The organism is Xanthomonas sp. Leaf148, assembly GCF_001423585.1.
GTDB lineage: Bacteria > Pseudomonadota > Gammaproteobacteria > Xanthomonadales > Xanthomonadaceae > Xanthomonas.
The window spans coordinates 520,515-533,523 of record NZ_LMOP01000008.1 but is presented as its reverse complement, the minus strand read 5'-3'; the positions used below and the strand labels follow the sequence as shown (position 1 = coordinate 533,523).

Below are 13,009 nucleotides of genomic sequence, written 5' to 3'. Positions count from 1 at the left end.
CGGGATTGACAGCTTTGCACCCCGCGCGGTGCTTTTAGATTTTCGGGCCGGTTTGAACGGGATCACCGCATCGTCTGCAAATACTTTGAGATCTAGATCAAGACTTGAACTCGTCATTCGATGTTCCATCGCTCTTGACTGGCTCGTATTGCTTCGCTCACTTTCTTCGTGTGAGCGTCAATGCGATCGGCAATGATCCTAATCTGCTCGATCGTCAGATTTGCTTTTCGCCCTTCGTTTAGCCGCCGCGCTATCTGGTTCAAACTGCGCCCCCATGCCAATAACTGGTAGTTCGACTCTCCCAAGACATCGACCTCCTTCGTTCCAAACTGTGGCTCGCCAGTTAGACCGGCCCGCACAGCATCGATGACCCATCGAGCCATGGAGCATCGCTCAATGTTTGCTCTTTCGCGGACGGCAGCTTTCTCCGATGAGGTCATTAAGACCTCGAACCGCTCCTTCGGCTCCATCGCTGGATTCTGCTTGGTTTGGCGATATTGCTTTGGGGTCTCTCTTGGTGCTGCCGCAAGCGTGTGCTCGATCGCCTCCCGAATCGCAGCGCCAGGCGTCTTGCCACGGTCTTCGCAATAGGCATTCCACCGGGCTTTCAGGTCCGGGCCTAGATGCAGATTGATGGCTCGCCCGGGCTTCTCCAAAGGCTTCTCCAATTGAAATCAAACAAAAGCAGGGGCACACCCTGCGAATAAACTGTGCGCACAGTTTACCGGCCTACGGCCTATCCTGCATTGTCCATTCTTCGCTTTTTCGATCTCCTTGCTTCGCTCGTCGAATCACTTAACGCCACATCTGACTTGCACCAGCGCTGCCACCCGCTCTGCTATCACTTGCCAGGAATTTCGTCATGACGAAATTTTTTAGCTGGATTTTCTATGCTCATGCTCATCAGCGCTCTAAGCAGACCCTATGTGAAACCACCTCGGACTCACCAAGTACGTCCGTGTTGTAGCCTTAAAATTTCGTCATGACGAAAAAATAGAGCGCTCGACACCGGCCATGTTGAGCCCAAGCTTTACCAGCAGCTGGCATGGCTCATCACAGTTACGCCAGTTCGGCGCTGAATCTGTCTTGCACTTTGGATGATAAATCCAAGCTCAAAAAATTAGGCTGCCAGTCAAAGAAAAGCCCCGACTAAGCGGGGCCATTCCATCATTCACCTTGAATTTTGCCACCTCTAGCTCGGCCCCAGTTCCTCCCCACATTGGTCAATACATGTTGTCGATATGATGGGTTCCATGCTGTGTTTCCCGCAATAAGGTGATTGGTTCTCCCAGCCGTCACCATCATGCCCGACTCAAGATCGCGGCGAGTTGAAATGGGGTTGACCGCACCAACCGCAGCAGACCCAATTCCCGCTGCCCCGGCAGCCAAGCTACCCAAGGTGATTGCCGCCGAGGTCATGCCTCCTCCGAGTGCCCCGCCTTTCTGGTACGCGACATACATGACCCACAACATCACTACAGTGATAAAGATCAGTCGCATCGAGTCAAAAAACGGGCTCGCGTCTGGACTGTCGATGTTGGTAGCGGAGACCACCGCAACGAAGACCTTCATAGCAAAGCCCAGCACAGCACTTACCAGAGTAATTTGCAGGATGATGGTCATGACTTCACTAAACCAGCGATCGAAAAATGCTTTGGTGAATGGCCACATAAGCAGCATGACGAAGAGCGGTCCGATACCCAAAAGCAATTCAAGCAGCGTTTTCGACGCCACAATCATTGCGCCCGCAGGTGCCGCAATAATCAGCGTTGCCGTCGCAATGATGATCGCCTCGAAATACTCACCAAACATCATTCCGATTTCGGTCATGCCTCTATCCGACGCCCGGTTCCAAAGCTCGCCGGCCAAGTCCCAGCCTTTTCCAACCGACTCATCAACAACTTGATAGACAGTTGTCGGGTTGGCGCCATTTACACCTGAAAACGCCTGCGTAATGCCCGTTTCCAGATCGTGCCCGGTTGCAACCACAAATTTCATATAGCTTTCGGCACTCAGAGCAATTGCGCTTATGAGAATGAACTTTCCGGCCGAGAGCATCAACTGCGAGAACGGGCCATCGACCCGACCAAGGGCCATCAAAATTCCCATGACGGAATAGTAAAGCGTGCCCATGAGTACAGCTGTTGCAGTGATCTTACCGATCACCACGGGGACAGTCGTTTCCACGTAGGTACCCATCCCACTGGTGATGGAATCGCCTATGAATTGAAAAATCATCGGGTCGGACATGGCTAGTTCCCCATCTTGACAGATGGCAGCGGAGAGTAGCCGCGACGCGAATTGGCTATTTCGTTCTCCGCCTGTTGTGCGTTGATGCAGTTGGGCGACAGTGCCTTTTCGCCGGGGTTTTTTTTGCAGGTCGCCAACATCGAAAGGCGTTGCTGCTTGTCGGCCTTAAATTCTTCCACAGTACGTGTGGGCTGGCTGTTGTCGCAGCCAGCCAACAGGAGCATCGGCAAAACGATAAAGGAAAACTTCATCATGACTACATCCTCTTAATAACGCGCGGGGCTTGCACGAGCGCGGCGGATACTTCGGAAGCAACAATGATTTGCCGTGTTGCGAGCCATCTGAGTGCGGCTTCGGGCATGCCCGCCCGCGTGGCGTCTAGAAAGCGCTGCCGGCCGTTCACGAAGGCTAGTGCCAGGCACGCCGCCGTTAGGACGAACGCAACAACCTGGGCCTCCCAGCTCGCCAGGTCTTTAACGCCGGGAATAGCGATTCCTAACGTGTCGTATGCGATCCAATAGCATGCTGCGAACCCGAAGAAGACTGCAACTAAGTCCAGGCAAAACATATGCGCGTCGCTGCGCAGAGCATCATTGAAACGGGAAGTGCCGAATTTCCGAACCGACAGCCAGAACCGTACGGGGAAGTTCACATACCCGAAAACCAGTAGTAATTCGATGAAGTGCACCATATATCCCTCCTTAGAACTCGACCGGCTTCAAAGGGGAATAGCCACGGCGTGCATTCAACTGGGCATTGATTTCGTGTTGCCGTTGCTGCTGAATTTTATCCTCTGCCTGCGCGATCATCTGGAACAACTGGAGCTTGGTCTGTTCGTTGGCGATCATCGCTTGCTCAGACGCGATGCGTCCTTGCAGTTCGGCGATCGCCTTCGGGTCTTGCGTCTGGTTGATCTGGCCCATGAGCGAATTGATTTGATCCAGACGCGATTTCGCGGCGGTATACGCGTCGCCAGCGAACGCTTTGTCCTGCGCAGGCTTCACTGCTGCGGCTTCGCACGCGTTGCGCTGCGCTCCGGCTGCCATACGCATGCAGGCATCGAAAACCTTGTTGGCGTCGTAGATGGCAGCTGCGGAGCCGCTAAGGCCGTTGTAGCCACCCTGCCGCATCGAATCGTAGACACTCTGCCAGTCGGACGGCAGGTAGTCGCGCAGCGCAGGGTTGTTCATGATCTGACCCAGGCCGCGCGACCCGGTGACGGACGTGTACTGCTGCTTCATCTGGTCAATCTGGCTGACCATTTGATCGTACTGGGCCTTCCACTTGGCCATCGTCTCGATTTGGTTGATGGTGGAAGGAACGTCGGCCACGACAGTGACCGGAACACCGGCGTAGGCATAGCCGCCGATTAGCAGCTGGCCTACGAGAAGAAATGATCTATTGATGTGCATGAGTGCCACTCCTGTTGCGTTAGGAGGGACGAGGCCGACTGTTCCGGCTGGGTCAGGAGGGCCTTAGCCTCCGCAGCTTCGCCTTTTGGCGGTTAGCTCACTATGCGGCCATTCTGTTCATGGCTGTCAGGGCCTTCTTTTCAGCCCGGCACCCGGTACGCACAAAGCGTTCTTGGGGCAACTCGACCCAGGGTCTTGGAAACGTATCGTCTTTACCAGTTGCTTCGGACGATGATTAGATTTTCGCTCAAATACGGTACATCTGTCAGATCTTCCAAAGCCTGATCGACGGTGCGGAACCATAGCTGCATGCCATACCTATCGACAACTACTCGGGATTCGTTTCCGTCGTCGATACGCATTGCGTATCCCCTCTTTCGTTCGGCATGCAAGATCACCTGGATTTCCCCTCTTCTTTCCAGACTGTCACAGTAGTCTTCGAGGTTATGAAACGATAAAGATTTATCAGGCGTCTTGGTGCTCATTAGCGTTTACGTTTTCACCCTAAGCATTGCACCTATCTGATCCATGTACGGCTTGCTGGCCCCTGGTGACGATCGCTGAAGGCTAGGAACTGACTCGATCGCTTTCTTCTCGCTCACGCTCCTTCTTGCTTCCGATACGGCCACTCCAGCTACTGGCTCAAATTCACCTCTCTCGTAGCGCGAAACGATGGCTCTTAGCCAACGTTCTGGGGTGGTCTTGATGCTGTTGGTCGAAAGCACTCCGGCAAGTTCGTCCAAGAGAAGCTGTGCTTCGTTAACGTCGATTCCAGCCATCAAAATTTCCACTGCACGCCTTTGTGACGCGTTTAACGAGCGCGGCCAGAAAAGTTCTCTTCCAACCGGGACGCCTGCATCTGCGTCGCCATCGTTTTTACCGTTGATGACTTTGCACGCAGTAGGTTGTAGTGGTTTTTCATCAATAGTCTTAATTAAGTTGGTACTGCTCTTCTTGGTACTACTTGCACTTGGTTTACACCCCTGTGCACCAAGGCCTGACAGTCCATTGGATGAGTCATCGTGCCTAGGACAGCCATACCCCGGTTTTTGGGGGTATGGTTTAGGGTCTGATGTAGTCGTAGCGATATGCGGCTCAGGCGTATCTGTCACAACTTGCAACCACTTTATTTTTCCTTGCGAATCACGCTCACGCTTTTGCTGGAAGTAACCAGCAGCTTGCATTTCTCTCCGAGCGCGAAGCCACTGCTGCTCGCTCAACTTGAAGGTCTTACGTACATGCCAAATATTTAACTTAAAATCAGAACTTCTCCCAAGCATCCAGGATAGTACGACACGTGCCGTCCATCCCAATCGGTGGTCGGTCAAGATGTCATCAGGCACTACCGAAAACGCGCGACGCTTGATGCTGATAAATTCGCTCATAACTAGACTAGCCTGCAACGCTGTCGGCAGGTACTACTTCTCCGTCAAGTGACAATGCATCCTTGACTTGAAGCGTTCGGAAGTAGACACGCCTCCCTACACGCAACATTGTGGGCCTGAGTTTTCGAGAAACCTCGTTATTCGAGTACAGCGCCACGCGCATTCCGTCGGGAGAACGTCCTAGAAGTGCGGCAACGTCAACCAGCTTCATGAGCGGCCCATACTTCTGCAGCAGATATTCTTCAGTTGTCATAGGATTACATGTACCTACGGTTTATTTCTGTAGATGCACATCCTCGTGACTTCGAATCCTCTGGTCAAACATTCACGGAATTTCTGAAAAACCAAGATGCTATATATTGGTTTTTTTGACGGGCACCGTCTGATCTTCTGACAACCCACTTTCGGCTAAAAATAGGCCTGATAACAATGGAAAACAGAGGTACAACAAGTCTTCTTTCTCTTTGCGCACACCCTTAATGAAAACCAAATTGATATGCTTTGGCCGTGCTCCCATAAAGTGTATTTAGAAGAACACAGCGCATCTAGAGCGAAGTTATCAAGCGGTAGACGATATCTCCCTACCCACGTATCAGCTAAGCAACCCCTCTTCCGATTCGGTCCAACTTTGATACGAGATCCTCAGCTCGCAGATGTGTGTATCGCCGCAACATTTGCATAGATTTGTGCCCACTGATCGCAGCAACTTCCTGGTCTGAAAGGCCGGCCTCCACAAGTCGACTGATTGCCTCATGCCGTAGATCATGAAAATGTAGATCTGCCATGCCGGAATCGCGCTTGAGCTTCATCCAGGTGGGATTGAATTGGTAAGAGCGCCGCTTGCCGTCTCGCCCAGGCTCGCCGTAGAACAGCAGATCGGTGTCGATAGGACGTACAGGGTTAGCCAAGGCAACTCGCAAAACTTGCACAGCCTCCTGGGTCAACGGGACAGTCCGTGAGCTGCCGTTCTTTGTCTGCTGAAGACGGGCCACGCGGCGCACCAAGTCAACTTGGCTGCGGCGCAAGCCCAACAGTTCGGAAGCGCGCATTCCCGTTTCCAAGGCTAAGCGTACGATCCAACCGAGCATCGGATTTGAGTGGCCATCTACCGCACGAAGCAAGCGCTGCTCTTCGTGCGGAATCAAACGGCGATCTCGTCCAGGGCCAGGTGGCGGGCGCCGAATTCCCAGCACAGGGCTGTGGACGAGCCCTAGACCCCACTCCTTCAATGCCACCGTAAACATGTGCCCGAGCAACGCAAGTTCTAGACGCACGGTATTGTTACTGCGCGGCCGGCGTTGACCGCGCGCATCTAGGTCTCCGGCCAGGCGATCGTCGCGAAAGCGAGCAACGATCTCCGCGGTCACCGCCGCCAATGAATAACAGCCAAGATGTTTGATCAAAACTTCAGCACGGCGCACTTCACTGATCTGCGTGACAGGTCGCTTGCCTGGTGTGACTTCAGCCAGGTATCGCCGCATCGCAGCTTCAACGGTGGTGCGCTCGGAACCGGCGCGGCGGATGTACACACCGCGCACCATCTCATCCTCGGTGCGCCGAGCCCAGTCCTCGGCATCACGCTTGGTGCGGAATGTCTTGATCGCAGGCGGCCATCCAGTCTTACGGATGACGGCCTTCCAAGAACCTGCGGGGGTTTTTACGAGTGTTGCCATAGGTCTCTACTTCCCGGACTGTACCGAAAATGTACCTTTGGCCTCTCTCTTAAGATGAGACGCGTCAGCAAATCATTGATTTAACTGGTGGGCCCACCAGGATTCGAACCTGGAACCAAAGGATTATGAGTCCTCTGCTCTAACCGTTGAGCTATAGGCCCTGCTGCACAGCGCTCGCTGGTGCCGCATGCCATGCGTCGGGCCCTCAGGAGTCGAGCAAGTTTACCTGTCTGTCCGCGAGCTTGTCTGCTGCGGCACCGTCTTCTCTGCGGGTTCGTATCTGCGCCCGCTTGCTGCGACTCTGCAGGTGTCTGGTGTCTGGTGTCTGCTGGACGCTTGGTAGATAGATGCCTGCAACCCACACCATCAAGCATCCACTGTCTGACGTTGCTTATCGATCAACTGGCGACCTGCGCGAAACCCCTGCGCGATGGCGTCCTGGTAGGTGTCCCAGGTCTGGGTCCCGTCGTTGATGCGTGGCAGACGGGTGCCGCCGCCGTCAGCGTACACATCGACCCACGGTGTCCACTTGGCTGTCGGCGAAGCCTGTTCGACGCGTACACGGATTTCATGCTCGCAGTACGTGGTGGTTTCGAAGCGGCTTTGTCTGCTCATCGGACGGTCTCAGGTTCCTGTCGCGCTCGAAGGTAAGGCGCCGGTTGCAATCTCGCGTGAGATTGAAGGAAACATCCACTTAATAGTGCGTTGCGGTGCGGCTTCGTCGCAAAGGCGTGAAGCCACGCCGTCCGAATCTGCGCCGCTGCTGCCCGGCCAGCATCGCCGGGCAGGTGCCTGAAACGCAACAGCCCCGCATGTGCGGGGCTGTTGTGCGACGACTATCCAGCAACGACTAGGGTCAGTCGATGTCCAGGAACGAGCGCAACTGTTCCGAGCGGCTGGGATGACGCAGCTTGCGCAGCGCCTTGGCTTCTATCTGCCGGATCCGCTCGCGGGTGACGTCGAACTGCTTGCCGACTTCTTCCAGCGTGTGATCGGTGTTCATGTCGATACCGAAGCGCATCCGCAGCACCTTGGCTTCGCGCGGGGTCAGGCCGGCCAACACGTCACGCACCGTCTCGGAGAGATTGATGTTGGTGGTGTTGTCGATCGGGGACTCCACATTGGTGTCCTCAATGAAGTCGCCCAGATGCGAATCCTCGTCGTCGCCGATCGGGGTTTCCATCGAGATCGGCTCCTTGGCGATTTTCATCACCTTGCGGATCTTGTCTTCCGGCATGTCCATTTCCTTGGCCAGTTCCTCCGGCGTGGCCTCGCGGCCGAACTGCTGGAGCATCTGACGGGAAATGCGGTTCAACTTGTTGATCGTTTCGATCATGTGCACCGGAATACGAATGGTGCGCGCCTGATCGGCGATCGAGCGGGTGATGGCCTGACGGATCCACCACGTCGCATACGTAGAGAACTTGTAACCGCGACGGTATTCGAACTTGTCCACGGCCTTCATCAGGCCGATGTTGCCTTCCTGAATCAGGTCCAGGAACTGCAGGCCGCGGTTGGTGTACTTCTTGGCGATGGAGATGACCAGACGCAGGTTGGCCTCGACCATTTCCTTCTTGGCCTTGCGCGCCTTGGCTTCGCCATAGGCCATCGCACGGCTGATCTCCTTGATCTCGCCAAGGGTCAGGTAGTTGGCCTTTTCCATCTCGATCGAGCCCTGCTGCTCGGACACGATCTGGTCCTTGACGTCGCGCAGCGCGGACGACCACTTCTGCTTGCGCTTAAGTGCGTCTTCCACCCATTCCAGGTTGGTCTGGTTGCCTTCCCAGGAGCGGATGAAGTCCTTGCGCGGCATGCGTGCCACGGTGGTGGCCAGGTGCAGCACCTTGCGCTCGTGGTCCTTGATGCCGTTGACCACGCCACGCAGCTGGGTGACCAGCGCGTCGGTTAGCGGCAGCGGCAGCTTGAGCGTGGTGAAGATGGCGGCCATGTCTTCGCGCGCCTTGACCACCAGCTTGTGCTCGGCGCCGTTCTTGGCATAGATCTTCTTGAACTTGGCGTATTCGTTAGCCAGGTTCTCCATGCGCGTGGCGACTTCGACCGGGTCCGGACCGGTCGGGCCGGCCTCTTCTTCGGCAGCGTCGTCGTCGCCATCTTCGGCGTCGTCGTCGTCGGCAGCATCGTCTTCGGAGACGGCAACCGGGCCGGCGGCGGCCAACGCGGCAGCGGCGGCATCGGCTTCTTCGATCAGGTCGTTGAAGCCGACCACGATCTCGGCCAGACGCTTCTTGCCTTCCTTGTGCGCTTCGTAATCGGCGAGCAGCATTTCGGTCGACAGCGGGAACACGCCCAGTGCTGCCTGGACCTGGCTCAGGCCTTCTTCGATGCGCTTGGCGATGGCGATTTCGCCTTCGCGGGTCAGCAGCTCGACCGTGCCCATTTCGCGCATGTACATGCGCACCGGGTCGGTGGTACGGCCACCTTCGGTATCGAGCGCGGTCAGCGCTGCGGCGGCTTCTTCGGCGGCAGTGTCGTCAACCTCGCGGTTGCCGGTGTTGCCATCGTTGAGCAGCAGGGTTTCGGCATCGGGGGCAACTTCATGGACATCAATGCCCATGCCGTTGATCATGCTGATGATGTCTTCGATCTGCTCCGGGTCGACGAGGTCGTCGGGCAGATGGTCATTGACTTCGGCGTAGGTCAGATAGCCCTGTTCCAGGCCCTTGCTGATCAGTAGCTTGATGTCGGATTGCTGGGCAGGACGTTCGTTGGCCATGAGTGCTCGCGCCACCGGCTTTGAGATTGGAAAGAGAACCTAGCATTATACCAGCGTGAAGCCCGGTCTGCCGGAATCAAGACAGGACCGCTGGTAGAACTGCGCTGGCTAGGGTCTGAGAAGGAAGGTCACCGGGCCGTCATTGACCAGGTCGACAACCATATGGGCACCGAAGCGCCCGGTTTCCACCCCGGCTTGGTGATTTTCGCGGCAGATCGCCACCAATTGATTGAACGCCCGTTCAGCCTCCAACGGCGGTGCCGCAGTGCTGAAGCCTGGCCGGTTACCGGAACTGGTGTCGGCGGCCAGGGTGAACTGGCTGACCAGCAACAGGCCGCCGGCAGTGTCGGTGAGCGAGCGATTCATCTTGCCGGCATCGTCGCCGAACACCCGGTAGCTCAGCAGGCGCTCGGCAAGGCGCCGGATCTGCGCGTCGCTGTCGCCGGGCTCCACGCCGACCAGCGCCAGCAACCCGGGGCCGATTTGCCCGACGACCTGGCCCTCGACACTGACCGAGGCGCGGGTAACGCGTTGAATCAATGCAAGCATCGGCTTTCTCGCCCAGCAAACTGTGTCGCGCAGCATGCCCAGCGCTGCCCGCACTGTCACGCGCGGGCCTTCGCCGGCTGCGCTGTTTAGAATTGCGCGGATGAAACCTGATGTCCGCGCTCGACTGCTCTATGCCACCGCCGCCACCGTGGGCCGCCTGCCGTGGCCGCTGCTCAAACGCGTGGCCGATGCGCTGGCCTGGAGCTGGCGCAAGCTCAACGCGCGCGAAGCCCGCGTGGCACGCCGCAACCTGGAACTGGCCTACCCGGAATTACCCGCCGCGCAGCGCGCGCAGCTGCACGCGCAGATCCTGCAATCGACCGCGCGCCAGACCCTGGAAGTGCTGCGTACCTGGACCCGACCGCCGGCCGACAACCTGGCGCGCCTGCAACGCAACGGGCAGGAGCTCTACGACGCGGCGCTGGCCTCCGGACGTGGCGTGATCGTGGCGGCGCCGCACTTCGGCAACTGGGAGCTGCTCAACCAGTGGCTGTCCGAGCGCGGGCCGATCGCCATCGTGTACCGGCCGCCCGAGTCGGAGGCGGTCGACGGGTTTCTGCAGCTGGCGCGCGGCGGCGACAACGTGCGCCAGGTGCGTGCCGAAGGCCCGGCGGTGCGGCAGTTGTTCAAGGTACTCAAGGACGGCGGCGCGGTCGGCATCCTGCCCGACCAGCAGCCGAAGATGGGCGATGGTGTGTTTGCGCCGTTCTTCGGCATCCCGGCCTTGACCATGACACTGGTCAACCGGCTGGCCGAGCGCACCGGCGCCACCGTGCTGTACGGCTGGTGCGAACGCGCTGGCGGGGACCTGCAGTTTGCCCTGCACGTGCAACCGGCCGACCCGGCAGTGGCCGACCCCGACCCGGTGCGTGCTGCCAGCGCACTCAATGCCGGCATCGAACAGATCGCCCGGCGCGACCCGGCGCAGTATCAGTGGACCTACAAGCGCTACACGCTGCGCCCACCCGGCAGCGGCGAGGCCAACCCCTACGCGACCGAGCGGCATCCGCATTGATCGTCGCGCCGCTCCCGCCTGATCGCGCGCGGCAGCCGGGCCGGGTGCGTCAGTCGTCGTGCGGGTCTGCAGGCGTCGCCAGAATGCGTTGATAGAACGCCAGATCCAGCCAGCGCCCGAACTTGAACCCGGCCTCGCGCACGGTGCCGGCATGGGTGAAGCCGAACTGTTCGTGCAGCGCGACACTGGCCTGGTTACTGGCATCGATGCCACCGACCAGCACATGCACGCCACGCTGCTCGGCCGCGGCGATCAGCGCTTGCAACAACGTGCGCCCCAGGCCTTTGCCGCGATGGTCCTGATGCACATAGATCGAATGTTCGACGCTGTACTTGAACGCCGGCCAGGCGCGAAAGGTGCCGTAACTGGCAAAGCCCATCAGCGTGCCATCGGCATCTTCGACACCAATCACCGGAAAGCCGCCCGCGCGCTTGGTGGCGAACCAGCCGACCATGCTCTCCGGCAGACGCGGCCGGTAGTCGTACAACGCGGTCGAGTTGGCGATGGCCTCGTTGAAGATATCCAGGATCGCGCTGGCGTGACGTGCTTCGCTGCAGTCGATAAGACGCATGGGATCCGCTGAGCTGAGAGGTGATCGAATTAGAAAGCATTGCCGGGCGCTGAACAACGCGCGCGGCGCACAACCAATCGGCGCCTGTGCTGTCACTCAATCGCATCCGCTGGATGCAGCGTTCCACCCGATGCTGGCAGCCGCCAGTTGCGAACCACGCGACAATGGCGACATGCGGCCGGCACTGGCGCGGCGGCGTCCGCCTTGAAGCGGCCGTGGCAATCCCCATCTGGAGTCGTGCATGAGCAGCCCCGTCCCCTCCCCCAGCGCACAGGCCTTCGGCGACCCGGCAGCCATCCGCTGCGAGCGCGCCGCGTCCGAGTTGCGCGCCGGCCGGCCGGTGCTGTTGACCGCCGCCGATGGGCAGGCGCGTGCGGTATTGGCGTTGGACAGCAGCACGGCGCAGTCGTATGCCGCGTTCGCACGTGCCGCGCAGGGCCGTCACTATCTGTTCGTCACGCCGACCCGCGCCCAGGTGCTGGGGCTGACCGCGCCGCAGGGCGCGCGCGTGGCCCTGGCCGACTACAGCTACGACCAACTCGCCGCACTGGCCTATCTGCGCGACACCGCGGTGCCGGCGCAGTGGGCGGCCGGCGATGCGCTGGATGCCGGTGGGGTGGAGATCGCGCGACTGGGATTGCTGTTGCCGGCGCTGCTGGCCGTGGAGCTGCGCGACGTGCACGCCCACGCCGCCTTTGCCGGATGCCAGTCGCTGAGCCTGGACGATCTGAGCAGTGGCTGCGCCAAATCGGCCGCGGCCGGCTACGAACTCGTCACCCGCACGCCGGTGCCATTGCGCGGCCTGGGCATGAGCGAATTCGTGGTGTTCCGTGGCGGCGTCGCGCAGCGCGACCAGGTGGCGATCGTGGTGGGCCAGCCCGACCTGTCGGGCGCGGTACCGGTGCGCGTGCACTCGTCGTGCCTCACCGGCGACCTGTTCGGCTCGCTCAAGTGCGACTGCGGCGACCAGCTGCGGCACGGCCTGGCCAAGTTGAAGGATCTCGGCGGCGGTGTGCTGCTGTATCTGGATCAGGAGGGCCGCGGCACCGGCATCGCCGCCAAGATGCGCGCCTACGGCTACCAGCATGCCGGCCTGGACACCATCGATGCCGATGCGCAGCTGGGCTTCGGCCCGGACGAGCGCCGCTACGGCAGCGCGGTGGCGATGTTGCGCGGCCTGGGCATCGGCCGCATCCGTCTGCTGACCAATAACCCGGCCAAGGCCGAGCGGCTGCGCGCCGCGGGGATCGCTGTCGAAGATCGCATCCCGATCACCGGCGATATCACCCCTGAAAACGAGCAGTATCTGCGCACCAAGGCCGCGCGCGCCGGCCATGCGCTGGATGTGGATGCGCTGATTCTGGCTGCGCAGTAAGCGGCGCGGGCAGCAGGCTGCCTGGCTGGGTGTCACCGGCACGCA

Annotated in this window: 14 protein-coding genes and 1 tRNA gene; 2 read left to right on the top strand and 13 right to left on the bottom strand. The window is 59.1% G+C overall.

Features of this window, described 5'->3' with window-relative positions:
• Nucleotides 1–113 precede the first annotated feature (113 nt).
• From ASF90_RS23345 to dtd, 12 genes are all read right to left on the bottom strand, one after another.
• Complete coding sequence (locus tag ASF90_RS23345) at nt 114–668, bottom strand: plasmid mobilization relaxosome protein MobC (RefSeq protein WP_236699218.1); 555 nt, start codon at nt 666–668, stop codon at nt 114–116.
• 499 nt (nt 669–1,167) lie between these two features.
• Nucleotides 1,168–2,250 carry a type IV secretion system protein gene (locus ASF90_RS06995; protein WP_236699217.1) on the bottom strand — a complete coding sequence of 361 codons (1,083 nt, stop codon included), beginning with the start codon at nt 2,248–2,250 and terminating at the stop codon, nt 1,168–1,170.
• Nucleotides 2,251–2,252: 2 nt separating this feature from the next.
• Complete coding sequence (locus ASF90_RS23340) at nt 2,253–2,504, bottom strand: EexN family lipoprotein (protein WP_055847696.1); 252 nt, start codon at nt 2,502–2,504, stop codon at nt 2,253–2,255.
• Nucleotides 2,505–2,506: 2 nt separating this feature from the next.
• Nucleotides 2,507–2,941: a hypothetical protein gene (locus tag ASF90_RS06985; protein ID WP_055847693.1), complete on the bottom strand. Its 435-nt coding sequence runs from the start codon at nt 2,939–2,941 to the stop codon at nt 2,507–2,509.
• A gap of 10 nt (nt 2,942–2,951) precedes the next feature.
• The gene (virB5, locus tag ASF90_RS06980; protein ID WP_055847692.1) at nt 2,952–3,662 is read right to left on the bottom strand and encodes a P-type DNA transfer protein VirB5; all 711 of its coding nucleotides are present in this window, start codon (nt 3,660–3,662) and stop codon (nt 2,952–2,954) included.
• Between the two features lie 212 nt (nt 3,663–3,874).
• Nucleotides 3,875–4,147, bottom strand: coding sequence for a hypothetical protein (locus ASF90_RS06975; protein WP_055847689.1), 273 nt, complete (start codon nt 4,145–4,147; stop codon nt 3,875–3,877).
• Nucleotides 4,148–4,153: 6 nt separating this feature from the next.
• Nucleotides 4,154–5,047, bottom strand: coding sequence for a hypothetical protein (locus ASF90_RS23335; RefSeq protein WP_153066589.1), 894 nt, complete (start codon nt 5,045–5,047; stop codon nt 4,154–4,156).
• A gap of 596 nt (nt 5,048–5,643) precedes the next feature.
• Entirely contained in the window at nt 5,644–6,720 is a 1,077-nt protein-coding gene (locus ASF90_RS06970) for a site-specific integrase (RefSeq protein ID WP_055847686.1), read from the bottom strand.
• A gap of 85 nt (nt 6,721–6,805) precedes the next feature.
• Nucleotides 6,806–6,881: transfer RNA gene (locus tag ASF90_RS06965), tRNA-Ile, on the bottom strand.
• A 205-nt stretch (nt 6,882–7,086) separates the two neighbouring features.
• Complete coding sequence (locus ASF90_RS06960; protein ID WP_055847685.1) at nt 7,087–7,335, bottom strand: DUF6566 family protein; 249 nt, start codon at nt 7,333–7,335, stop codon at nt 7,087–7,089.
• A 241-nt stretch (nt 7,336–7,576) separates the two neighbouring features.
• Nucleotides 7,577–9,454 carry an RNA polymerase sigma factor RpoD gene (gene rpoD, locus ASF90_RS06955; RefSeq protein ID WP_055847682.1) on the bottom strand — a complete coding sequence of 626 codons (1,878 nt, stop codon included), beginning with the start codon at nt 9,452–9,454 and terminating at the stop codon, nt 7,577–7,579.
• 108 nt (nt 9,455–9,562) lie between these two features.
• Nucleotides 9,563–10,003: a D-aminoacyl-tRNA deacylase gene (gene dtd / locus ASF90_RS06950; RefSeq protein ID WP_055847679.1), complete on the bottom strand. Its 441-nt coding sequence runs from the start codon at nt 10,001–10,003 to the stop codon at nt 9,563–9,565.
• Between dtd and ASF90_RS06945 the strand changes: the two genes are divergently transcribed.
• Nucleotides 10,002–11,018 carry a lauroyl acyltransferase gene (locus ASF90_RS06945; RefSeq protein ID WP_193552511.1) on the top strand — a complete coding sequence of 339 codons (1,017 nt, stop codon included), beginning with the start codon at nt 10,002–10,004 and terminating at the stop codon, nt 11,016–11,018. The genes dtd and ASF90_RS06945 overlap by 2 nt on opposite strands.
• Before the next feature lie 49 nt (nt 11,019–11,067).
• Here ASF90_RS06945 and ASF90_RS06940 read toward each other — a convergent pair whose 3' ends face one another.
• Nucleotides 11,068–11,589 carry a GNAT family N-acetyltransferase gene (locus ASF90_RS06940; RefSeq protein WP_055847672.1) on the bottom strand — a complete coding sequence of 174 codons (522 nt, stop codon included), beginning with the start codon at nt 11,587–11,589 and terminating at the stop codon, nt 11,068–11,070.
• Nucleotides 11,590–11,830: 241 nt separating this feature from the next.
• Between ASF90_RS06940 and ribA the strand changes: the two genes are divergently transcribed.
• A complete protein-coding gene (ribA, locus tag ASF90_RS06935) occupies nt 11,831–12,964 on the top strand; it encodes a GTP cyclohydrolase II RibA (RefSeq protein ID WP_055847670.1) in 1,134 nt (377 codons plus the stop codon).
• The last annotated feature ends 45 nt before the right edge of the window (nt 12,965–13,009 follow it).